At 67.3% G+C, this 21,165-nt stretch carries 23 protein-coding genes; 12 read left to right on the top strand and 11 right to left on the bottom strand.

Features of this window, described 5'->3' with window-relative positions; genetic code table 11:
* Positions 1-266: 266 nt before the first annotated feature.
* Entirely contained in the window at positions 267-671 is a 405-nt protein-coding gene (locus ACWEFV_RS09010; protein ID WP_450069884.1) for a DUF6632 domain-containing protein, read from the bottom strand.
* Positions 672-751: 80 nt separating this feature from the next.
* A complete protein-coding gene (gene dapD / locus ACWEFV_RS09005) occupies positions 752-1,696 on the bottom strand; it encodes a 2,3,4,5-tetrahydropyridine-2,6-dicarboxylate N-succinyltransferase (RefSeq protein WP_450069883.1) in 945 nt (314 codons plus the stop codon).
* A gap of 34 nt (positions 1,697-1,730) precedes the next feature.
* Here dapD and dapE point away from each other — a divergent pair, with 34 nt between their 5' ends.
* The 3 genes from dapE (at position 1,731) to ACWEFV_RS08990 (ending at position 4,946) form a co-directional block, all read left to right on the top strand.
* A complete protein-coding gene (gene dapE / locus ACWEFV_RS09000; RefSeq protein WP_450069882.1) occupies positions 1,731-2,795 on the top strand; it encodes a succinyl-diaminopimelate desuccinylase in 1,065 nt (354 codons plus the stop codon).
* Positions 2,792-3,157 carry an RNA-binding S4 domain-containing protein gene (locus ACWEFV_RS08995; protein ID WP_450069881.1) on the top strand — a complete coding sequence of 122 codons (366 nt, stop codon included), beginning with the start codon at positions 2,792-2,794 and terminating at the stop codon, positions 3,155-3,157. The genes dapE and ACWEFV_RS08995 overlap by 4 nt, the downstream gene beginning before the upstream one ends.
* Before the next feature lie 166 nt (positions 3,158-3,323).
* Entirely contained in the window at positions 3,324-4,946 is a 1,623-nt protein-coding gene (locus tag ACWEFV_RS08990) for an ABC-F family ATP-binding cassette domain-containing protein (RefSeq protein WP_450069880.1), read from the top strand.
* On the opposite strand, the gene ACWEFV_RS08985 is transcribed toward ACWEFV_RS08990, so the two are convergent.
* From ACWEFV_RS08985 to ACWEFV_RS08970, 4 genes are all read right to left on the bottom strand, one after another.
* On the bottom strand, positions 4,927-5,802 hold the full coding sequence (locus ACWEFV_RS08985) for a type VII secretion target (RefSeq protein WP_450069879.1): 876 nt from the start codon (positions 5,800-5,802) through the stop codon (positions 4,927-4,929). The two genes, ACWEFV_RS08990 and ACWEFV_RS08985, sit on opposite strands and share 20 nt — an antisense overlap.
* 107 nt (positions 5,803-5,909) lie before the next feature.
* Positions 5,910-7,985, bottom strand: a complete 2,076-nt coding sequence (locus tag ACWEFV_RS08980) for an AAA family ATPase (RefSeq protein ID WP_450069878.1) — start codon at positions 7,983-7,985, stop codon at positions 5,910-5,912.
* A gap of 10 nt (positions 7,986-7,995) precedes the next feature.
* Positions 7,996-8,385 (bottom strand): anti-sigma factor antagonist, encoded by a 390-nt coding sequence (locus tag ACWEFV_RS08975; RefSeq protein ID WP_450069877.1) that lies wholly within the window; start codon positions 8,383-8,385, stop codon positions 7,996-7,998.
* A 45-nt stretch (positions 8,386-8,430) separates the two neighbouring features.
* The gene (locus tag ACWEFV_RS08970) at positions 8,431-9,117 is read right to left on the bottom strand and encodes a TetR/AcrR family transcriptional regulator (protein WP_450069876.1); all 687 of its coding nucleotides are present in this window, start codon (positions 9,115-9,117) and stop codon (positions 8,431-8,433) included.
* A gap of 116 nt (positions 9,118-9,233) precedes the next feature.
* Here ACWEFV_RS08970 and ACWEFV_RS08965 point away from each other — a divergent pair, with 116 nt between their 5' ends.
* From ACWEFV_RS08965 to ACWEFV_RS08935, 7 genes are all read left to right on the top strand, one after another.
* Positions 9,234-9,794 (top strand): LOG family protein, encoded by a 561-nt coding sequence (locus tag ACWEFV_RS08965; RefSeq protein ID WP_135457299.1) that lies wholly within the window; start codon positions 9,234-9,236, stop codon positions 9,792-9,794.
* Between the two features lie 92 nt (positions 9,795-9,886).
* Positions 9,887-11,665, top strand: coding sequence for a long-chain-acyl-CoA synthetase FadD6 (gene fadD6 / locus ACWEFV_RS08960; RefSeq protein ID WP_450069875.1), 1,779 nt, complete (start codon positions 9,887-9,889; stop codon positions 11,663-11,665).
* Between the two features lie 194 nt (positions 11,666-11,859).
* The gene (gene folP, locus ACWEFV_RS08955; protein WP_135460211.1) at positions 11,860-12,684 is read left to right on the top strand and encodes a dihydropteroate synthase; all 825 of its coding nucleotides are present in this window, start codon (positions 11,860-11,862) and stop codon (positions 12,682-12,684) included.
* Complete coding sequence (locus tag ACWEFV_RS08950) at positions 12,681-13,631, top strand: glucosyl-3-phosphoglycerate synthase (RefSeq protein WP_450069874.1); 951 nt, start codon at positions 12,681-12,683, stop codon at positions 13,629-13,631. Before folP ends, ACWEFV_RS08950 begins: the two co-directional genes overlap by 4 nt.
* A gap of 30 nt (positions 13,632-13,661) precedes the next feature.
* Entirely contained in the window at positions 13,662-14,081 is a 420-nt protein-coding gene (locus ACWEFV_RS08945) for a DivIVA domain-containing protein (RefSeq protein WP_450069873.1), read from the top strand.
* On the top strand, positions 14,078-14,680 hold the full coding sequence (locus ACWEFV_RS08940) for a DNA-3-methyladenine glycosylase I (protein WP_450069872.1): 603 nt from the start codon (positions 14,078-14,080) through the stop codon (positions 14,678-14,680). Before ACWEFV_RS08945 ends, ACWEFV_RS08940 begins: the two co-directional genes overlap by 4 nt.
* A 183-nt stretch (positions 14,681-14,863) precedes the next feature.
* A complete protein-coding gene (locus ACWEFV_RS08935; protein ID WP_003885506.1) occupies positions 14,864-15,031 on the top strand; it encodes a DUF3117 domain-containing protein in 168 nt (55 codons plus the stop codon).
* Between the two features lie 21 nt (positions 15,032-15,052).
* Here the strand turns inward: ACWEFV_RS08935 and glgA are convergent, their stop codons facing one another.
* The gene (gene glgA / locus ACWEFV_RS08930; RefSeq protein ID WP_450069871.1) at positions 15,053-16,216 is read right to left on the bottom strand and encodes a glycogen synthase; all 1,164 of its coding nucleotides are present in this window, start codon (positions 16,214-16,216) and stop codon (positions 15,053-15,055) included.
* Between the two features lie 100 nt (positions 16,217-16,316).
* On the opposite strand from glgA, the gene glgC reads away from it, so the two are divergent.
* Complete coding sequence (glgC, locus tag ACWEFV_RS08925; protein WP_066898792.1) at positions 16,317-17,531, top strand: glucose-1-phosphate adenylyltransferase; 1,215 nt, start codon at positions 16,317-16,319, stop codon at positions 17,529-17,531.
* A gap of 23 nt (positions 17,532-17,554) precedes the next feature.
* On the opposite strand, the gene ACWEFV_RS08920 is transcribed toward glgC, so the two are convergent.
* Positions 17,555-18,199 carry a DUF4126 domain-containing protein gene (locus tag ACWEFV_RS08920; protein WP_450069870.1) on the bottom strand — a complete coding sequence of 215 codons (645 nt, stop codon included), beginning with the start codon at positions 18,197-18,199 and terminating at the stop codon, positions 17,555-17,557.
* Positions 18,200-18,245: 46 nt separating this feature from the next.
* On the bottom strand, positions 18,246-19,100 hold the full coding sequence (locus ACWEFV_RS08915; protein WP_135457287.1) for a lysophospholipid acyltransferase family protein: 855 nt from the start codon (positions 19,098-19,100) through the stop codon (positions 18,246-18,248).
* Between the two features lie 130 nt (positions 19,101-19,230).
* Here ACWEFV_RS08915 and ACWEFV_RS08910 point away from each other — a divergent pair, with 130 nt between their 5' ends.
* Positions 19,231-19,800, top strand: a complete 570-nt coding sequence (locus ACWEFV_RS08910) for a TetR family transcriptional regulator (protein WP_450069869.1) — start codon at positions 19,231-19,233, stop codon at positions 19,798-19,800.
* Here the strand turns inward: ACWEFV_RS08910 and ACWEFV_RS08905 are convergent.
* Positions 19,788-20,462: a methyltransferase family protein gene (locus tag ACWEFV_RS08905; RefSeq protein WP_135457283.1), complete on the bottom strand. Its 675-nt coding sequence runs from the start codon at positions 20,460-20,462 to the stop codon at positions 19,788-19,790. The two genes, ACWEFV_RS08910 and ACWEFV_RS08905, sit on opposite strands and share 13 nt — an antisense overlap.
* A 10-nt stretch (positions 20,463-20,472) precedes the next feature.
* Positions 20,473-21,147 (bottom strand): methyltransferase family protein, encoded by a 675-nt coding sequence (locus tag ACWEFV_RS08900; RefSeq protein WP_135457281.1) that lies wholly within the window; start codon positions 21,145-21,147, stop codon positions 20,473-20,475.
* Between the last annotated feature and the right edge of the window lie 18 nt (positions 21,148-21,165).

Raw genomic sequence — 21,165 nt, 5'->3', positions numbered from 1 at the left:
GGTTTGGAGGCACGTATGAGTTTCAAAAAAGTCGCGGGAACGGCGATGATCGCGGGTGCGCTCGGCCTCGGCTCCCTCGGGTTGGGCGCCGGTTCGGCACAGGCTGACCCTGGTTGGGGTCCCGATATTCCGTGGATTCCGGGGCCTGGTTGGGTTGACTGGAATCCTGGGGTCAACTGGGGCCCGCCCGGACAGGTCAAGAAGTGGTGCCCGTGGCAATCCCCGCCAGGTCACTGGGTGGGTGGCCCGCACGGGATTCCTTGCACCTAGGGCACACTCGCGCGCTGCTTGAGGTCCGACGACACCACGAGGACCGACAACACCGCGGCCACCAGAATCAGCGCAGCGACATCACCCCACAGATGTCCCATGTGGTGACCGTCGCCGAACGATTGCACCGCCATGATGACGGCGTGGACAAAGCTTGAGCACACGGTGAACCAGATCAGGCTGAGGTTCGCCTCGGGGCGCCGCGCCGCGATCCAGAGGAAAACACCGAGGGTGGCGTAGACCCCGACGATCATCATGAAGTAGTTGGACTGATAGGGGGCACCGGGATGCCAAGCCCATCCGGACGGCCAGACCACCGCCAGCGGATAGAGCAGAAGCATCACGGTGCCGAACAGGGCCAGCGCGATCTGTAGAAGTTTGTAGCTGGTTGAGGGTGCCATTGTGCGCTCCCAGGGACCGGTTTCATCGACCGCTGACGCGATCGTCAATTCACGGTACGCTGGCGGTCCCTGCTCCGGCGCTAGTTGGCGTGCAACGCCTCGTTGAGCGTGATGCCGGTGCCGTCACGCTTGACCACCTCGACCGCACCCGAGAGCGAATTGCGGCGGAACAGCAGGTTGTTGGCCCCGGAGAGCTCGACGGCCTTGGTGGTCTGCCCGTCAGCGGTGGTCACCTTGGTGCCGCCGGTGACATACAGCCCGGCCTCGATCACGCAGTCATCGCCGAGCGAGATGCCCAGGCCGGCGTTGGCGCCCAGCAGGCAGCGCTTGCCCACCGAGATCACCTCTTTGCCGCCACCGGACAGGGTGCCCATGATCGACGCGCCGCCACCGATGTCGGAGCCGTCGTCCACCACGACACCGGCCGAGATCCGGCCCTCCACCATCGAGGTGCCCAGTGTGCCGGCGTTGAAGTTCACGAAACCTTCGTGCATGACAGTCGTGCCCGCGGCCAGGTGCGCACCCAGGCGGACGCGGTCGGCGTCGGCGATCCGCACGCCCGACGGCAACACGTAGTCGACCATCCGCGGGAACTTGTCGACGCCGTAGACCGCGACGGCACCGCGGCGGCGCAGCTTGGCGCGCACCGTCTCGAAGCCCTCGACCGCGCACGGCCCGAAGTTCGTCCACACCACGTTGGCCAGCGCTCCGAAGATGCCGTCCATGTTGGCCTCGTGCGGCTTGGTCAGCCGGTGGGAGAGCAGGTGCAGCCGCAGGTAGGCGTCATGCGCATCGGCGGGCTTGTCCGCGAGGTCGGCGATCGTGGTCCGCACCGCCACCACCTCGACACCGCGGTCGGCATCGGGGCCGGTCAGGCCCGCGAACTCAGCGGGGATGTCATCGCCGCTGAGCTTCACCGTGCCGGCATCGCCAGAGGCGCTCAGCTCGGGGGCGGGAAACCAGGTGTCCAGGACGGTCCCGTCGGCGGTGATGGTGGCCAGGCCGACGCCAGATGCTGCAGTCACGTTGGCCAAGGTTACTGGACTACCGTTGAGCATCGTGGGCCTGGATTTGACTGCTGATCCGATCGCGCTGACCGCTGCCTTGGTGGACATCCCCAGCGAGTCACGTCATGAGCAGCGCATTGCCGACGAGATCGAGGCCGCGCTACGTGCGCAGGCGCCGTGGTTCGAGGTGATCCGCAATGGTGACGCGGTGCTGGCCCGCACCCACCTGGGCCGCTCGTCGCGGGTGATGCTGGCCGGACACATCGACACCGTGCCCGCTGCCGACAACCTGCCCAGCCACATCAAGAACGGCGAGATGTGGGGCTGCGGCACCTCGGACATGAAGTCGGGTGACGCGGTGTTCCTGCACCTGGCAGCCACCATTGCCGAGCCGAGCCACGACATCACCCTGGTGATGTACGACTGCGAGGAGATCGAGTCCAGCGCCAACGGGCTGGGCCGCATCGAACGAGAGCTGCCGGACTGGCTACAGGCCGACGTCGCGATCCTCGGTGAACCGTCCGGCGGCTTCATCGAGGCGGGCTGCCAGGGCACCATCCGCGTCGTCGTCGGCGCCACCGGCACCCGCGCGCATTCCGCACGTTCCTGGCTGGGCGACAACGCCATTCACAAACTCGGTGCGGTACTTGACCGGCTCACGGCCTATCAGCCCCGCAATGTCGACATCGACGGGTGCGTCTACCGGGAAGGGCTGTCGGCAGTACGTATCGACGGCGGCATCGCCGGCAATGTCATCCCCGACGCGGCATCGGTGACCGTCAACTTCCGGTTCGCCCCCGACCGCAGCGTCGAGCAGGCCCTCGCCCACGTGCACGAGGTGTTCGACGGCCTCGACCTTGACATCGAATTGACCGACGCCGCCGCGGGCGCCCTGCCGGGGCTGGCCAAACCGGCCGCCGCCGCGCTGGTGGCCGCAGCCGGGGGACAGGTCCGTGCCAAGTACGGCTGGACGGATGTGTCCCGGTTCGCCGCGCTGGGGATACCCGCCGTCAACTACGGTCCGGGCGACCCCAACCTCGCCCACAAGGTCGACGAACGGGTCGAGATCGCCCAGATCACCGCGGTCACCGACATGCTGCGGCGCTACCTGACATGAGCACCGTCCGCGTCGACAGCTGGATCTGGGCTGTGCGCCTCACCAAGACCCGGTCCGCGGCGGCGGCCGCCTGCCGGGGCGGACACGTCCGGGTCAACAACGTGCCGGCCAAACCGGCGCAGCACGTGAGCCCCGGTGACGAGGTGCGGGTCCGGCTCGACGGACGTGAACGAATCGTGGAGGTCATCCGGCCCATCGCCAAGAGAGTCGGTCCCGCCATCGCATCGGAATGCCTGATCGACCGCAGCCCGCCACCGCCGCCCAAGGAGATGGTGGCGTCCGTTCCGGTCCGCGATCGAGGCGCCGGCCGACCCACGAAACGTGAACGGCGACAACTGGATCGATTGCGCGAGACGTTCTGAACCGTAAATCGGTTGCATGCATGCGTAGTATGGGTCTCGCATCTGCTGTCAACCAAGGTGGGCCGAAAACATGCTGGGAGACGACATCTCCGGGTGATCCCGAGAGTCGATTCGTTCCTGCCCCTCAATGCGGTGCCTGTTGCCCGCATCACTTTGGAGTACCAGCATGTCTATCGTCTGTTCCCATTTGTCGTTCTCCTGGCCCGATGACGTCGAGCTGTTCTCGGACCTGTCGTTTTCCATCGGGCCCGGCCGCACCGGCCTGGTCGCACCCAACGGCGCCGGAAAGAGCACGCTGCTCAAACTGATTGCCGGCGAGTACCGGCCCTCCGCGGGCTCAGTGGTCGCCGATGGCGCCGTCGGCTACCTGCCCCAAAGCCTGCCGTTCACAGCCGATCTCACCGTGGCCGCGGTATTGGGGATCGCTCCGGTGCTCGACGCACTGGCAGCGCTGGCCGATGGTGACGCCAGCGAGGAGGTGTTCACCGCCATCGGCGAGGACTGGGACATCGAGGAACGCTCCCGTGCCCAGTTGGACCGGCTCGGCCTGGATGACCTGGCGTTGGACCGCCGGTTGGGAACCTTGTCCGGCGGGGAAGTGGTGTCTTTGGGGCTGGCTGCCCAACTGCTGAAGCGGCCCAGTGTGCTGCTGCTCGACGAGCCCACCAACAACCTGGACAGCGAGGCCCGGCACCGCCTGTACGACGCGCTGGACAGCTACACCGGTTGCCTGCTGGTGGTCAGCCATGACCGGGTGCTGCTGGACCGGATGGATCAGATCGCCGAGCTGTACCGCGGTGAAATCGTCTTCTACGGAGGCAATTTCACCGCCTACGAGGAGGCCGGCCGCGCTGCTCAACAGGTGGCCGAGGGCAATATCCGTAACGCCGAACAACAGCTCAAGCGGGAGAAGCGCCAGATGCAGGAGGCCCGCGAGCGGGCCGCCCGACGCTCGTCGACCGCGGCGCGCAACCTCAAGGACGCCGGGCTGCCGAAGATCGTGGCGGGCAAGCTGAAACGCGATGCCCAGGAATCGGCGGCCCGCGCCGACGACGTACACGCTCGGAGAGTCGACGATGCCCGGAGCCGGCTCGACGAAGCTGAACGAGCGTTGCGTGACGACAAGGTGATTGCGTTGGATCTGCCCGACACCGTGGTGCCTGCCGGGCGCACGGTGTTCGCCGGAGACGGCTTGCAGATCAGCCGCGGCGGCCGGAAACTGTTCGCCGACAACGGGATCGACCTCTCCATCCGCGGGCCGGAACGTATCGCCCTGACCGGTCCCAACGGAGCCGGCAAGTCGACACTCTTACGCATCATCGACGGCACCCTGGAACCCGACTCAGGAACGGTGCAACGGGTTGACGGGCGCATCGCCTCCCTGTCGCAGCGCCTGGACCTGTTGGACGACGAGCGTACGGTGGCCGAGAGCCTGGCTACCGCTGCGCCGAGCTTGTCACACACCCGGCGCATGCATCTGTTGGCGCAGTTCCTGTTTCGCGGCGACCGGATCCACCTGCCGGTGGCAGCGTTGTCGGGCGGGGAGCGGTTACGGGCGACGCTGGCGTGCGTGCTCTATGCCGAACCCGCGCCCCAGTTGCTGTTGCTGGACGAGCCGACGAACAATCTCGATCTGGTCAGCGTGGGACAGCTCGAATCGGCGCTGAACGCCTACCGGGGCGCGTTCGCGGTGGTCAGTCACGACGAACGGTTCCTGGAGGCCATCGGTATCGACCGGTGGCTGCGGCTGGACGGCGGAGAGTTGAGTGCTACTGGCGCCGCGGGTTGATGTTGTGGATCTGGGTCGGCACAGTGCCGACGCCGTAGCCGTCCTCAGCTGCGGCACCGGCTGAGGCGCGATTGCCGAGTTGCTCGTAGCTGCGATCAGCGGCGGCCCCGGCCTCGCCCACAGGAGCGCGATCACCGTCATGCTTGCGGGGCTCGGCGTCGTCCCTGCCGTCGTGCTTGGCGTCGTGCTTGGCGTCGGGCTGATCCGCTGGGCCGCCCCCAGCACCATCGCCGGGCCCCTGGTGGTCGGCGGCTTTGATGGCGTTCTCGGCTCCCGCGCCACCGGTGTCCGCGGCCGTGGCAGCAGCGTCCCCGCCGCCTCCCGCTGCCTGGGTAGCGGCTTCGACAATGCCCTGCACACCCTGCATGACTTGCTGTGGCGCCTGGGTCATCGCCTGGGTCAGTCCCTGCAGCGGCTGGGTGATCGACTGCGCCATCTGCGAAGCCATCTGGCCGAACTGGCCCAGCACCTGGCCCGCACCGCCCGCTCCTGCGCCCGCGGGATCGGCGCCGCCGCCGGCGCCGGACGCCGCGGAGCCTGCGCCCTCGAGCTGATCGGCCTGGGCCTTGAGCCGGCTGGCGGATTCCATATCGCCACGGGCATATGCCTGTGAGGCCTGGCCGAGCAATTCGGCCATCCTGCTCGCGGCAAACTGGGTGGCAGCTAAGGCGCCATCACGGGACGACTGGGCACCGCCGTGCGAATTCTGGAACGGAAAGCCGATCTGGCCGTGGCTGGACGCGAGGTCCGACGGGCCGGAGAACGCATTCTTGAAGTTGTTCATGTCTTCACTGACGCTGCCGACGGTCCCTTGCAGGCCTGTGATGGCGGCCGTGTCGGCGACGAACTGGTTCATCGAGCCCCCTGGAGATCGTGCGGTCCAACTGCGCATCCTACGTTCGGCGCGGGTGGGTGCCGAGCGGGAAGTTCACTCGGCTTTTGGCAGTCACGGTCCGGTAGACCTCACGCCGAGGCTTGGCGCGCCGCATCGTCCGCAGCGGCGAGCATCCCAACGTCGCGGTACCGAGCCGAAACCTCGGCCAGAGCCGCACCATCCCCGGCCGCCAACGCGCGGGCATGATCCAACGTCAGCTGCCCGAACACGCAGTCCAGATCCACCCTTGTCAGCGCGTCGACGGCCCGGGTGTCGCCCAGCCGCACGCCGTCGTGCAAGGCCCGCAGCATCACCGCGGATTGGCCGCCGCGCTCGGCGGCCTTGGCGGCCTCGCGCGCCGCGGTCACCGCGCCCACCGAATCCTTGCGGGCAGAGCAAGTCCAGGCTCGGGCCAGTGCCAACTCAGGTGCGAACAGCATCGACTTGAGCCCGTGCCGGGACTCCGCACGGGACAGTGCTTTTCCAGCCTCGACCGGCATGCCACGCTGACCGACGGCCTGCGCCAACAACATCCAGGCCAATGGTCCCCAGGAATACCCGGTCGGTGCCAGTGCGGCGGTTGCCTTGCGCAACAACGCAATCGCCTCGTCGAAACTGCCGCGGACCAGCAGCACGTCGGCCATCAACACCTCGCCGATGGCGCGGCCGGGCTGCAGCAGCTGGGTGAAATCGGTGATGCTCTTGGCCATTTCCTGCGCCTGGTCCAGCCGGCCGGTCATCATCAGCGCCGTGGTCTGGCCGAAGCCGCTGGTGAACCGCAACAGGCCCGGATGCCCTGCCGCGAGTGCACGGTGTGCCATCGCGTCCACCTGATCGAACTGGCCGATCCGCGCGCAACTCAGTGCTGCCGTCGACCCGGCCCAACCGACCGCGGTGTCATCGGCGGCGGGGGAGGCGAGTACTTCCAGTGCCAGTCCCAAAGCCCGTTGTGGCGCACCGGCATTCATCGCGAAAGTGGCCGCCAGCGCGTCGAGCGTGATCTGGGCCGTCGGTGTCGATACCCGGCGGCGGGTGGCGCGCAGGAACGCGGTGGCGCGTTCGGGCTCCGACAGCATCCAGAACTGATTGGCCGCCTGCGGCAGTGCCCACGCCATCAACTGGTCCTCGGTCAGGTCGGCGGGGTCGATCTGCGCCAGGACGGCATCGGCCTCACGGCCGCGGCCCTGCCAGGCCAACGCGTACGCCAGGGTGAGCAGCCCCTGGAATTCACCACCCGACGCCGTCGCGGCCCGCGCCAGTCGCTCACTCAATTCCAGGTCGCCCAGTCGAAGCGCCTCGCCGGCAGCGTCCACGAGTTCGGCCGCGGGCAGTGGGGAGTCGCTGTCGAGCGCCAGCACCGCCACCCGCAGCCGGTCCACCACACCGGGGCGGGGCGCCGCAGACAGCTGCTCGACCAGCGTGCTGCGCAGCCGCCGCAGGCCGGGCCCGCCGATCGTGGCGCGTATCGCGTTGAGAAACAGCGGATGCACACAACGCGCCACCGCCTCGTCGACGCACACGACGCCGCACTGTTGCGCCTCCTGCACCGCCTCGGTGCTGGTCAGGGCTGTCAGATCGGCAAGTGGCAGCGGATCGTGCACCGCCAGTTGACGCAATACGGCTCCCGCACCGTTGGGCAGATCGGCGAGAAACGTGGCCACCTGATCGGCCAGCCGGGCGTCATCGTGGCCCGGCGGGGAGATGTCGACACGACTCACCAAGCCGTCACCCCACAACGCCGCGACGTCATCGGGTGCCTGTGCCGCGGACGCGGTGACGATGAGTTTGGCCGCGCCGCTCACCGTGAGTTGGTACACCAGGGCTGCCGACAACCGGTCCAGCAGGTGCGCGTCGTCGACGACCAGCAACAGGTCGGACCCGAGCGCCTCGCGCGCGGCTCGCAGCACTTCGGCGGTCTTGCCCGCCGAGGGGATATCGATCAGGTGCGCCACCGCGGCGAACGGGACCGCCGCAGCCGATTCGGTGCCGGCGATCCACACGACCCGGCGGAAATCGCTGGCGAGATGTTCGGCCGCGGTGCGGGCGACGGACGTCTTGCCCACACCGGCCGGGCCGAGAAGAGCCGCGCCGCGGCGCTCGTGCAGGCCGGCCTCCAGACCGTCGAGCACGCGGTCACGCGGTGCGATCACCCAGTCGACAGCCATCCACCGGATCCTATGGCGGGCGGTGGCCGTTCAACGCCGAATCGAGGTCCGGGTGCGCCGACACCGCGTCGTCCAGGCCGCATTCGGTGATGATCCGCCTGATGCTCTGCTGACGGATGACCAGCCGGACCGTGATCCCTTGCTGACGGCTGTCGACGGTCTGCTTGGCCAGGGCGACGAGTGCCCCACAGCTCATGAAGTCCAGGAATCCGGCGTCGACGATGAGCATCGAGGATTCGGGCGCGGCAGCTGCCGACTCGCTGAGCATGCGTTGCCAGGCGGATTCGTTGTGGGCATCGACCTGTCCGGAGACCTGAACGATGAGGCCTTCGGGTGTGGTGCGAGCCGTCCAGTGCAGCTCGTGATTCTGCTGGGTCGATTCCACGGTGAAACCGAGCATAACCGCCGAAGTTTACGTTGTAAACGCCCCTGTTCAGGTCCCTGGTCAGGAGCCTGACCACGTTTCGATGCGGTCGAGCAGGGCCTCCAACGCGTCCTCGAACTCGTCGGTGCTGTGGTCCTCGGCCAGCATCGATTGCAGCCGACGCAGGTTCGGGTAATCGGCCAGCGACGTATCGGGCCGTGGCTCGGTGTCGAGCACCGTCTCGTCGGGACTGAGTGCGACACCGCGGGCGGACACCTCGAGCAGCAACTGGCCCACCAGGAATGTGGTGTACGTCCGGTACGCGGCCACGGCGGCGTCATCGCTGAACCCGTAGGAGATCAGTGTCTCCAGGAACGTCTCCATCCAGCGCAGGCTGCGCAGCGGCGGCCGCACCCACGGGGCTTCCGGCGCCTCAGTTGCCACAAGTGGGAACACCTCGGGGTGTTCGATCGCGATCTGGCGCACGCCATGGCCGAGCCGGAGCAGGAAGTCCTGCCAACCATCCTCCTGGCGGCGGGCGGCGAGCTGATCGGCGTAGAGGCGGTCCACGATGTGGTTCACGATGCCGGTCAGCAGGTCACCCCGGCTGTGCACATAGCGGTAGAGCGCCATCGCCTCGACACCGCAGGCCGTACCCAGCCGTCGCATGGTCAATTTCGTCAGACCGTCGCGATCGATCAGCCCGATCGCGGTGTCCAAGATGAACTCGCGGCTCAACCGTGTCGGTTGATCGACATCGTCAGTCACCAGGATCGTCCCTCCGCGTTCCGTTCAGTCTCCCTGCGAGCCGGGGCTGAGTCCATCACCGGCGGACATTGCCCACCCGTCATCGGCGGTTCACCAGCACCCTCTAGTTTGTGTAGGTGTCCGGTGAAACTGACCGCGAGTTTGCGGTGTGTGTCTATTGCGCTTCGGGGCCTACCCATCCCGAGCTGCTGGCATTGGCCAGTGAGGTCGGGGTGGCGATCGCCAAGCGCGGATGGACGTTGATCTCCGGCGGCGGCAACGTCTCGGCCATGGGTGCGGTCGCCCGTGCGGCGCGCTCGGCGAACGGCCGCACGGTCGGCGTGATCCCCAAGGCGCTGGTGCATCGTGAACTCGCCGACGTGGACGCCGAAGAACTCGTGGTGACCGACACCATGCGGGAACGCAAGAAGGAGATGGAGGACCGCTCCGACGCGTTCATCGCCCTGCCCGGCGGCATCGGCACGTTGGAGGAGTTCTTCGAGGCCTGGACGGCGGGCTATCTGGGGATGCACGAGAAGCCCGTCGTACTGCTGGACCCGTTCGGCCACTACGACGGATTGTTGAACTGGTTGCGTGGGCTCGTCGACTCCGGCTATGTGAGCAGCCAGGCCCTCGACCGGCTGATCGTTGTCGACGAGGTCGCCGCAGCGCTCGACGTGTGCGCGCCGCTTATGTAGAACCGGCGGTAACGCCCGGTTACCCGCGCGGCTATGGTGTTGCCCACACGAGAGCCATCTCGAGACCCACACAACGCGCAGGGGGAGACCGCATGACCGACCAGAAATCGGGCACCAGGAGCAGCGTCGGCCTACTCGACCTCGCCAGCCAGGTACCCGGTCTGCTGATGGACGCGCCGGTCATCGCGCGGGGCGTCCTCACCGGAATGATGGCCCGGCCGACGGCCAAGACCTCGATCGGCAAGGTGTTCCAGGAGCGGGCTGCCCAGTACGCCGACCGGGTTTTCCTCAAGTTCGGCGACGAGCGCATCACCTACCGCGAGGCCAACGAGACGGTCAACCGCTACGCGGCGGTGCTGGCGGCCAAGGGCGTCGGCCACGGTGACGTGGTCGGGGTGATGCTGCGCAACTCGCCCGACGCGGTGCTGCTGATGCTGGCGATCGTCAAATGCGGCGCCGTCACCGGCATGCTGAACTACAACCAGCGCGGCAAGGTCCTGGCCCACAGCATCGGGCTGCTCAATGCCACGGCAGTGGTCGCCGAGTCCGACCTGATCGAGCACATCAGCGAATGCGGGGCCGAGCCCAACGGCCTGATCACGGTCGAGGAGCTGCGTCGGCTCGCGGCCACCGCGCCGACCACCAACCCGGCCAGCGCGGCGGCCGTACTGGCCAAGGACAAGGCCTTCTACATCTTCACCTCGGGCACCACCGGCATGCCTAAGGCAAGCGTCATGAGCCACTACCGCTGGCTGCGGGCCCTGGCCGGGTTCGGCGGCCTGGGACTGCGCCTGCACAGCGATGACACCCTGTACTGCTGCCTGCCGCTCTATCACAACAACGCCCTGACCGTCTCGATCGGATCGGCGCTGAACTCGGGGGCGGCACTGGCCCTGGGCAAGTCGTTCTCGGCATCCCGGTTCTGGGACGAGGTCATCGACTACGGCGCGACCGCGTTCGCCTACATCGGCGAGATCTGCGGTTACCTGCTCAACCAGCCGCCCAAGCCGACCGACCGGGCGCACAAGGTCCGCGTCATCGTCGGCAACGGGCTGCGGCCGGCCATCTGGGATGAGTTCACCCAGCGGTTCGGCATCCCGCGGGTCTGCGAGTTCTACGCCTCCAGCGAGGGCAACACCGCCTTTGTCAACGTCTTCAACGTCTCCAAGTCCACCGGCATCTGCCCGAGCCCCGTCGCATTCGTCGAATACGACGCCGCCAGCGGCGAACCGGCCCGCGCCGCCGACGGCCGGCTGCGCAGGGTCAAACGCGGCGAGCCGGGGCTGGTGCTGTCCAAGATCAGCGCGCTGCAGCCGTTCGACGGGTACACCGATCCGTCGGCCAGTGAGAAGAAGCTGGTGCGCAACGCGTTCAAGGACGGCGACGTCTGGTTCAACACCGGCGACCTGATGCGTTCTCAGGGGCTGGGCCACGCCGCATTCGCCGACCGGCTCGGTGACACCTTCCGGTGGAAGGGCGAGAACGTGGCCACCACGGAGGTGGAGGCCGCGCTCGCCGGGGACCCGGTAGTCGACGAGTGCACGGTGTTCGGTGTCGAGGTGCCCGGTGCGGGCGGCCGCGCCGGCATGGCCGCCATTCAGCTCAAGGCCGACCACGAGTTCGACGGGAAGGCGATCGCCGACGCGTTCTACGGACACCTGCCGGCCTACGCCGTGCCGTTGTTCGTTCGCGTCGTCACCGAGCTGGCCCACACCTCGACGTTCAAGAGCCAGAAGGTGGACCTGCGCAAGCAGGGCTATGGATCGGAAATCAAGGACCCGGTGTACGTGCTGGCAGGCCGGGCGGACGGCTACGTGCCGTTCTACCCCGAGTACCCCGACGAAGTGACGGCCGGTCAGCGGCCCAAGTAGTAGACGCCAGGTTCCGCGCCGATTTCTACGCCTGGGTTGTCGATCGTGTCGGGCGACGACCAACAGGTAGAAAACGGCGCGGAATCTGGCGCCAATGCTGCCGTGCATGCCGCACCAGGCACTATGGAGGCGTGTTGTCGACGTGCAATGGCCTGTTCTGCGGGCGCCCGGTCGCGGGTGACCGTGCGCTGATCATGGCGATCGTCAACCGGACGCCGGACTCGTTCTATGACCGCGGGGCCACCTTCACCGACGACGCGGCCAAGGCCGCAGCGCAGCGGGTGATCGACGAGGGCGCCGATGTGATCGACGTGGGCGGGGTCAAGGCCGGCCCGGGCAGCATGGTCGACGCCGAGGAGGAGATCGCCCGCGTCGTGCCGTTCATCGAATGGCTGCGCACCACCTATCCCGACCAGCTGATCAGCGTCGACACCTGGCGCGCCGCGGTGGCCAAACAGGCCTGTGCGGCCGGAGCCGACCTGATCAACGACACCTGGGCGGGCGCGGATCCCGGGCTGCCCGAGGTGGCCGCCGAATTCGGCGCCGGGCTGGTGTGCTCACACACCGGCGGCGCCGTGCCGCGCACCCGGCCGTTCCGGGTGAACTACGGGATCACCGAACGCGGTGTCGTCGACGACGTCATCGCCGAGGTGACCGCCGCGGCCGAACGGGCGGTAGCAACGGGTGTGCCGCGAGACCGGATCCTGATCGACCCAACCCATGATTTCGGTAAAAACACTCATCACGGTCTTAGTTTGTTGCGCCACGTAAAAGATCTTGTTAAGACCGGATGGCCAGTCCTGATGGCGCTGAGCAACAAGGATTTTGTCGGGGAGACTCTGGGTGTGGATCTGACCGAACGCCTGGAGGGCACCCTGGCCGCGACGGCGCTGGCCGCCGCAGATGGTGCCGCGATGTTCCGGGTACACGAGGTCGGACCCACGCGGCGCGTGCTGGAGATGGTCGCGTCGATCCAGGGAGTGCGGGCACCCGCACGAACAGTGAGGGGACTGGCATGACTGCACTGCCTGAACTGGATGTCACCGATGGAGTGGTGGGCCACCGCTGGCTGACCGACCACAGCTGGAACCGGCCGAGCTGGACCATCTCCGAACTGGAGGCCGCCAAGGCCGGCCGCACGGTCTCGGTGGTGCTGCCCGCCCTCAACGAGGAAGAAACCGTCGCCTCCGTCGTCGGGACCATCACCCCGCTGCTGGGCGGGCTGGTCGACGAGTTGATCGTGCTCGATTCGGGTTCCACCGACGACACCGAGATCCGTGCGGTCGCCGCGGGGGCCCGGGTGATCAGCCGTGAGGTCGCGCTACCCGAGGTTGAGCCGCAGCCGGGCAAGGGCGAGGTGCTGTGGCGGTCGCTGGCCGCCACCACGGGCGACATCATCGCCTTCGTCGACTCCGACCTGATCGACCCCGATCCGATGTTCGTTCCCAAGCTGCTGGGCCCGCTGCTGACCACCGACGGTGTGCATCTGGTCAAGGGGTTCTACCGGCGGCCGCTCAAGGTCAGCGGCGCCGAGGACGCCAACGGCGGCGGCCGGGTCACCGAACTGGTGGCGCGCCCGCTGCTGGCCTCGCTGCGCCCCGAGCTGAACTGCGTGTTCCAGCCGCTGGGCGGCGAATACGCGGGTACCCGTGAGCTGCTGACCTCGGTGCCGTTCGCGCCCGGCTACGGCGTGGAGATCGGCCTGCTGGTCGACACCTACGACCAGCTCGGCCTGGACGCCATCGCGCAGGTGAACCTGGGCGTACGGGTGCATCGCAACCGGCCGCTGACCGAGCTGGCATCGATGAGCCGGCAGGTCATCGCGACCCTGCTGTCGCGCTGCGGGATCGCCGATTCGGGGGTGGGGCTGACGCAGTTCTACGCCGACGGGGACGACTTCACCCCGCGGGTGTCGTCGGTGTCGCTGGCCGACCGCCCGCCCATGGTGACCCTGCGCCCGCGCTAGGTGTCGTATGCGTGAGGCAGTATCGAGGACGTGACACTGATACTGCTGTACCTGGTGGTGCTGGTTCTGGTGGCCACGGTGCTGTTCGGTCTGGGCAGCGTCATCTTCGGCCGGGGTGAGACGTTGCCGCCGCTTCCGCGGGGGACGACCGCCACGGTCCTGCCTGCCTCGGGCGTCACCGGTGCCGATGTGGATGCCATCAAGTTCGCCCAGGTCGTACGCGGATACAAGACCAGCGAGGTGGACTGGGTGCTGGATCGGCTGGGCCGCGAACTCGATGCGGTCCGTGGGGAACTGGCGGCAGTTCGCGCGGCCTACGGTGTGCCCGCCGACTTCGATGACGACGCTGACCTGACTGTCGGCACCGCCGACGATGACCTGACTGTCGGCACCGCCGACGCCGAGGTGTCGGCCACCGCAGGCGAGGTCCGCACCCCGGAGGAGCCATGACCGACGATGGCCGGATTGTCGGCACCGCCGACGACGGCCGGATCCGGTGCGGTTGGGTGGTCCAATCCAGTAGTGCCGCCGCGGGCGACACTCTGTACCGCGACTATCACGACACCGAGTGGGGCCGGCCGCTGCGGGATTCCGGCGCGCTGTTCGAGCGGATCAGCCTGGAGGCCTTCCAGAGCGGGCTGAGCTGGCTGACCATCCTGCGGAAGCGGGAGAACTTCCGCGCCGCATTCGACGGGTTCGACGCGGCCACGGTCGCGAAGTACACCGACGACGACGTCGAGCGGTTGATGGCCGACACCGGCATCGTGCGCAACCGGGCCAAGATCCTCGCGACCATCGCCAATGCCAGGGCAGTCACCGAGCTCGACGTCGATTTGGGTGAGCTGCTGTGGTCATTCGCCCCACCGGCCCGGCCGCGGCCCGCTGACCTGGCCCAAGTGCCTGCGGTGACCACGGAATCGACAGCCATGGCCAAGGAACTCAAGCGCCGGGGCTTCAAATTCGTCGGCCCCACCACGGCATATGCGTTGATGCAGGCCACCGGGATGGTCGATGACCACATCGCGGCCTGCTGGGTCCCGGCACAGTAATTGTGACCGGTAAAACATGCCTTCGGTCGGTATCCGACGGGTCTTTGCACAACCATCGCCGCGGATAAGGAACAATAGGGGTAGTTCAGTAGCATTTCAACGCCGGGTGTCGCCAACGAGTGGGCGGCTTCGGCCCCAACCTGGCCCGCTGACGCGGGTCGGCGAAGTTGGAGGGAGCACTCGATGGCGGCGATGAAGCCCCGGACTGGTGACGGTCCACTGGAAGCAACCAAAGAGGGGCGAGGGATCGTGATGCGAGTACCGCTGGAAGGCGGTGGGCGCCTCGTTGTCGAACTGACTCCAGACGAGGCCGCTGCGCTGGGTGACGAACTCAAGGCCGTCACCAGCTGATCGACCTCGCAAGGTGTCCGCTCAGGCGGACACCTTGCGGTATATCTCCAGGGTCTGCTCAGCGATGTGCGCCCAGGAGAATTCTGCGATGCAGCGCTGGCGTCCTGCCTCGCCGTACTTCCTGGCGGTTTCCGGCTCGGCCACCAGTGAGTTGACCGCGTCGGCCAGCCGCATCTCGAAGAAGCGTGGGTCAGTCGCGTCGTAGTGCACGAGAAGCCCGGTCTGCCGGTCGGCGACGACCTCGGGGATACCGCCGACGTCGGAGGCGACCACCGGCGTCGAGCAAGCCATCGCTTCCAAATTCACGATACCCAATGGCTCGTACACCGATGGGCACACGAAAACTGTTGCAGCGGAGAGTATTTCGCGGATCTTGTTGATCGGCAGCATTTCGCGCACCCAGAACACGCCGGTGCGGGCCCGGGCGAGTTCGGCCACCGCCGAGGACACCTCCGCCGCGATCTCAGGGGTGTCGGGGGCGCCGGCACACAACACCAGCTGCACCTCGGGGCTGAACCGGTGGGCCGCGGCCACCAGGTGGGCCACGCCCTTCTGGCGGGTGATGCGCCCGACGAACGCCACGATCGGGCGGCTCATGTCCACCCCGAGCTCGGCGAGCACCGAGTCCTGGTCGGCCGGCGAAGTCGGGTACCAGACGTCGGTGTCGATCCCGTTGCGCACCACATGGACCCGGTTGGGATCGAGCGCCGGGTACGTGCGCAGCACGTCGTCGCGCATACCGGAGCTCACGGCGATCACCGCGTCGGCCGCCTCGACCGCGGTGCGCTCCACCCACGAGGACACCCGGTAGCCCCCGCCGAGCTGTTCGGCCTTCCACGGGCGCAGAGGCTCCAGTGAATGCGCGGTCAGCACATGGGGGATGCCGTAGAGCAGACCGGTCAGGTGCCCGGCCATTCCGGCATACCAGGTGTGCGAGTGCACCACCGTGGCCGCCGCCGCGGAGTTGACCATGTTGAGGTCCGCCGACAGTGTCGACAGCGCCGCGTTGGCCCCGCGCAGCGCAGGATCGGGCTGCGCCACGAAAGCCCCGTCCCGCGGGGCTCCCATACAATGGACGTCGACGTCGCAGAGCTGACGCAACTGCGCGACAAGTTCGGTCACGTGCACACCGGCACCGCCGTACACCTCGGGTGGATATTCCCGAGTCATCATGGCCACCCGCATATCCGAGACGGTAGTAGGTCGCCGTGGGTCCAGCTACACGCCGCACACTTCTGTTGCCATTGGCTGGCCGCGGTGCTGGTTGGCGGATAGGTTTGGACGCATGAGGGAGTTGCCACATGTGCTGGGCATCGTTCTGGCCGGGGGAGAGGGCAAACGGCTGTATCCGCTGACGGCCGATCGCGCGAAGCCGGCAGTTCCCTTCGGCGGCGCCTACCGGCTGATCGACTTCGTGTTGTCCAATCTGGTGAACGCCCGATATCTACGGATCTGCGTTCTGACGCAATACAAGTCGCATTCACTGGACCGTCACATCAGCCAGAACTGGCGCCTGTCGGGCCTGGCCGGTGAGTACATCACCCCGGTGCCGGCCCAGCAGCGGCTCGGCCCGCGCTGGTACACCGGATCGGCGGATGCGATCTACCAGTCGCTCAACCTGATCTACGACGAAGACCCGGACTACATCATCATCTTCGGTGCCGACCACGTGTACCGCATGGATCCCGAGCAGATGCTGCGGTTCCACATCGACAGCGGAGCCGGCGCAACCGTCGCCGGGATCCGGGTGCCGCGCGCGGAGGCCAGTGCGTTCGGCTGCATCGACGCCGACGACTCGGGGCGCATCAGGGACTTCGTGGAGAAGCCCGCGGATCCGCCGGGCACGCCCGACGATCCCGAACAGACCTTTGTGTCGATGGGCAACTACATCTTCACCACCAAGGTGCTCATCGACGCGATCCGCGCCGACGCCGACGACGACCACTCCGACCACGACATGGGTGGCGACATCATTCCGCGGCTGGTGTCCGACGGGATGGCGGCGGTCTACGACTTCAACAACAACGAGGTGCCAGGGGCCACCGAACGCGATCACGGTTACTGGCGCGACGTCGGAACGCTGGACGCGTTCTACGACGCGCACATGGACCTGGTGTCGGTGCACCCGGTGTTCAACCTCTACAACAAGCGCTGGCCGATCCGCGGTGAATCGGAGAACCTGGCGCCGGCCAAGTTCGTCAACGGCGGTTCGGCACAAGAGTCGGTGGTCGGTGCCGGAAGCATCATTTCGGCTGCCTCGGTGCGCAACTCGGTGTTGTCCTCCAACGTGGTGATCGATGACGGCGCCATCGTGGAGGGCAGTGTGTTGATGCCCGGGGTGCGGATCGGCCGCGGCGCGGTGGTGCGCCACGCGATCCTCGACAAGAACGTGGTGGTGGGTCCGGGCGAGATGGTCGGCGTGGACCTCGACAAGGACCGGGAACGGTTCGCGATCAGCGCGGGCGGTGTGGTCGCCGTCGGCAAGGGTGTGTGGATCTGACCCGTCTGGACGTCAGTCCGGGTTCATTCCCAGGGGTCGACCGCGGCCGGTCGGGGTGCCGCATTGCTGCGGGCGTTCACGCCGATCTTGGCCTCGCCCCGTCGCTTTCGCCACCGCCAGAGCCGGAAGGCGCCCCAGATCAACACCAGCAGCGCCACGAGCACCAGGATCGGTAGCAGGATCGCCACGAAGACCAGACCGACGCTCGTGACGTCTTCGACGGTGGACAGCACGGGTGCGGCGACCCCGGCGGTGGCGACGTTGGCGGCTGGTCGCACCGTCGACTTGGTCAACGACACGACCAGAGCGGTGACGGCGCCGATCGCCACCGGAATCCACTGGCCGGAATGGGCGAATGCGCCCGGGTCGGCCACGGCGGCGGTCTGGGACGCGGTGCCCGATCCGAACACGATGCCGCCCGCGGTCGGGCGGACGAAGGTCTGGATGGTGTCGTTGACGGAGTCGAGCGCGGGGATCTTGTCGGCGACCACTTCGACGATCAGCAGCACCGCGACGATCGCCATCACCCAGCCGTTCTCCAGCCAGGACCATCCCGACGGCAGTGACACCAGATGGGTGAAGCGTGACAGCAGACCCAGCGCCAGCAACGGGATGTAGGCATTGAGCCCCGCCGCAGTCGCCAGGCCGAAGCCGGTCAACAGTTCCATCACTGCAGTATGCGGCTAACTCGCACTGGTGCCGGGCGGTTCGCCGTTATCCGCTCTGGGTCGCGTTGCGCCAAGCCAGCGGGTTCAGTTCGCGGTAGGGATCCTCAGCCCGGAGGGTCAGCAGTTCGTCCAGGCTCTGCTCCAGCGATTCCTGGGTGCGCTGCTTGACGGTGGCCACCCAGTTGTCGTTCGCCACCCGTGCCGGTTTCGCGGTGCCGATCGGCTCGGCGAAGCGCAGATACATGCGCTGCGGCCGCGGGATCAGAGTGGGGCCGAGGCCGCGGACCAGCGGTATGGCCATATCGCGCTGACCGGTCAGCTTCTCGCCGACGGTCCGGCTGAGCCGGCCCAGCCAATGGTCACGGGTCGTCACTCCCACGTAGACGTCGTCGCCGCCGACGAGCGCCACGGGGACGATGGGATAGCCGTGTTCGACGGCGACGCGCGCGAATCCCGCGCGGCCCTCCCAGCGCAGTTTGTATTGCTCGCCCTTGAACTTGCCGATCTCGCGGCCACCGCCGGGAAACACCATGACCGGCTCGTCGTGTTGCATCAGTTCGCCGGCGCCCTCGGGTGATCCGACGACGGCCCCGCACGCCGCCATGAGGTCGGAGACAGGCCGGGGCATGTCACCGAACCGGCGGTCGGTGAGTGGCCGTACCCGTATCCCGATCTCGCGGCGCACCACGTACGGGATCAACAGGGTCTCGGTACCGAACTGGGTGTGGTTGCCCACCAACAGAAATCGTCCGTCGCGGGGCAGATTCTCCAAGCCGTCCACATAGGGCCGGTAGAGATTGACCAGCGGGTCGACGCCGTCGGCGACGGTCTCGACCGCGCGGCGCAGGGTCTGGACGTGGCTGGGTTGATTCATGATCTCGTCGATCTTGGTGACGGACATCGCCGCGGCTCCTCGGGCTGTGTTGATTCGAGTAGGGCTGGTGCCGTCCGGTCGGGGGATTCGCCGATGCGTTCGGACCTGTTGGCACCACGATACCGAACGAACTAGTTCGTCTGGTTATGATTCTGCGGTGAGAAGCACGACGGAACTGCGTGGTGAGATCCTGGCGGCGGCGCGCGCCGAGTTCGCCCGGTACGGACTGGCCGGGGCGAGGATCGACCGGATCGCCCGTACCGCACACGCCAGCAAGGAACGCCTCTACGCACACTTCGGTGACAAGGAGGCCCTGTTCCGCGAGGTGTTCGCCGCCGACGGGGCCGAGTTCTTCCGATCGGTCACCCTGCGTGCGGACGATGTCCCCGAATTCGTCGGGGACATCTACGACCTGGCCTGCCGTCGGCCCGAGCATCTGCGCATGATCACCTGGGCCCAGCTGGAGGGTTTCACCCTCGATGAGCCCCAGGCCGACGGCGCACCCGTGCACGCGCAGGCGGTGGCCGCCATCGAGGCGGCCCAGGCCGGCGGCCACGTCGACCCGGCCTGGAACCCGGCCGATCTGATCGCGATGTTGTTCGGGATCGGCCTGGCGTGGGCCCACCTACCGCATCCCGACGCGGCCACCGATGATCCGGCCGTCCTGACCTCGCGCCGGGCGGCCGCCGTCGAAGCCGCCACCCGCGTCGTGGCTCACCAGACGTAGGGCAGAAGCCGGTCGCGGACCTTCCGGGCGTACGCGTCGTAGCCGTCGAGCTCGGCGCGCAGCAGCTTCTCCTCGTCGACGATGCGCATGGCGAGTACCGCCATGCCCGGGAGCATGAACAGCAGCCCCCAGTACGAACCGAGGGCAAGCGGGATGCCGGCCATCATGACGACGTTTCCGGCGTACATGGGATGGCGGACGAACCGGTACAGGCCGGTGGTCACCACGGTTTGACCGGACTCCACGATGACGTTGGCGGCCGCGTAGCTGTTCTGGCTCACCACCAACATCGCGATCCCGAGTCCGGTGGCCACCAACGCGTTTCCCACCACCGACACCCAGGCGGGCACCACCGACCAGCCGAACCGGTGGTCCAAGACGCTCACGATGATCATCGCCGCAAGGAACGTGAATGCCAGTGCGCTGGCGATCTTCTGCACCGGTCTGGTCTCGGCGGCCGGTCCGGCCCGCATTCGTCGTCGCAGTGCGTCCGGATTGTGCACCGACAGGTATCTGCTCGGAACGAGGGTGGTCAAGGCGAACACCACGATGAATGCCCACCCCTGCCAGTAATGGAACGTTCCGGCCGGGCCGAACACCAGCGCACCGAATACGACCAGTCCGATGACGGCCGACACGGCGGTCAATAGACCGATTTTCACCTCACCCTCCTCACCAGACGTAGGGCAACAGCCGGTAGGGGACCTTCTGGGTGTACTCGTCGTAGCCGTCGAGTTCGGCGCGCAGCATCTTCTCCTCGTCGGCGATCCGTACTCCGAAAACCGGTATCGAGACGATGGACACGAGCAACGCCCAGTAGGACCCCAGCGCCAGCGGGGTGCCGAACATCATCAACACCGCGCCGAAGTACATCGGGTGACGGACCAGTCCGTAGAGACCCGTAGAGACAAGCTGTTGTTCGTCCTCCACCTGGATGCTGGCGCCGGCGAAGCTGTTCTGGAAGACCACTGTCTGCGCCAGGACGAGGCCGACCGCGACCAGGGCGTTGCCGAGGACGACCACCGCGGTCGGCACGCTGGACCAGCCGAACCGGTGGTCGAGGGCGCTGAGGACGAACGCTGCGACGGCCGAGCCCGTGACGGCCCAGATGACGATCTTCTGCACGATCCTGGTCTCCGCTGTCGGCCCGCCGTGTAGGCGCCGCTGCAGGGCCGCGGGGTCCTTGACCGCGAGGTACATGCTCGGTACCACGGTGGTGGCCATGAACACGGCGATGAAAACCCAGGCCTGCCAATAGTGGAACGTGCCGGCCGGCCAGAACAGCGTCGCGGCGAAGAATGCCAGACCGAGCACTCCCGATGCGATTGCCTGAAGCACGAGTTTCATCAGTTGTCTCCTATCGGG

The sequence above is a fragment of the Mycobacterium sp. NPDC004974 genome (genome assembly GCF_053600815.1).
The sequence above is the reverse complement of the archived record's forward strand: the minus strand, read 5'-3'. Positions and strand labels throughout refer to the sequence as shown.

Excerpts from the sequence above, each read along its gene's own strand:
- ACWEFV_RS08995 (WP_450069881.1), top strand. The coding sequence starts at position 2,792 with ATGAGCACCGTCCGCGTCGACAGCTGGATCTGGGCTGTGCGCCTCACC.
- ACWEFV_RS08900 (WP_135457281.1), bottom strand. The coding sequence starts at position 21,147 with ATGAAACTCGTGCTTCAGGCAATCGCATCGGGAGTGCTCGGTCTGGCA.
- ACWEFV_RS08920 (WP_450069870.1), bottom strand. The coding sequence starts at position 18,199 with ATGGAACTGTTGACCGGCTTCGGCCTGGCGACTGCGGCGGGGCTCAAT.
- ACWEFV_RS09010 (WP_450069884.1), bottom strand. The coding sequence starts at position 671 with ATGGCACCCTCAACCAGCTACAAACTTCTACAGATCGCGCTGGCCCTG.
- folP (WP_135460211.1), top strand. The coding sequence starts at position 11,860 with ATGGCGATCGTCAACCGGACGCCGGACTCGTTCTATGACCGCGGGGCC.
- ACWEFV_RS08985 (WP_450069879.1), bottom strand. The coding sequence starts at position 5,802 with ATGAACCAGTTCGTCGCCGACACGGCCGCCATCACAGGCCTGCAAGGG.
- ACWEFV_RS08915 (WP_135457287.1), bottom strand. The coding sequence starts at position 19,100 with ATGTCCGTCACCAAGATCGACGAGATCATGAATCAACCCAGCCACGTC.
- ACWEFV_RS08980 (WP_450069878.1), bottom strand. The coding sequence starts at position 7,985 with ATGGCTGTCGACTGGGTGATCGCACCGCGTGACCGCGTGCTCGACGGT.
- ACWEFV_RS08990 (WP_450069880.1), top strand. The coding sequence starts at position 3,324 with ATGTCTATCGTCTGTTCCCATTTGTCGTTCTCCTGGCCCGATGACGTC.
- ACWEFV_RS08940 (WP_450069872.1), top strand. The coding sequence starts at position 14,078 with ATGACCGACGATGGCCGGATTGTCGGCACCGCCGACGACGGCCGGATC.
- fadD6 (WP_450069875.1), top strand. The coding sequence starts at position 9,887 with ATGACCGACCAGAAATCGGGCACCAGGAGCAGCGTCGGCCTACTCGAC.
- glgC (WP_066898792.1), top strand. The coding sequence starts at position 16,317 with ATGAGGGAGTTGCCACATGTGCTGGGCATCGTTCTGGCCGGGGGAGAG.
- ACWEFV_RS08950 (WP_450069874.1), top strand. The coding sequence starts at position 12,681 with ATGACTGCACTGCCTGAACTGGATGTCACCGATGGAGTGGTGGGCCAC.
- ACWEFV_RS08935 (WP_003885506.1), top strand. The coding sequence starts at position 14,864 with ATGGCGGCGATGAAGCCCCGGACTGGTGACGGTCCACTGGAAGCAACC.
- glgA (WP_450069871.1), bottom strand. The coding sequence starts at position 16,216 with ATGCGGGTGGCCATGATGACTCGGGAATATCCACCCGAGGTGTACGGC.
- ACWEFV_RS08975 (WP_450069877.1), bottom strand. The coding sequence starts at position 8,385 with ATGCTCGGTTTCACCGTGGAATCGACCCAGCAGAATCACGAGCTGCAC.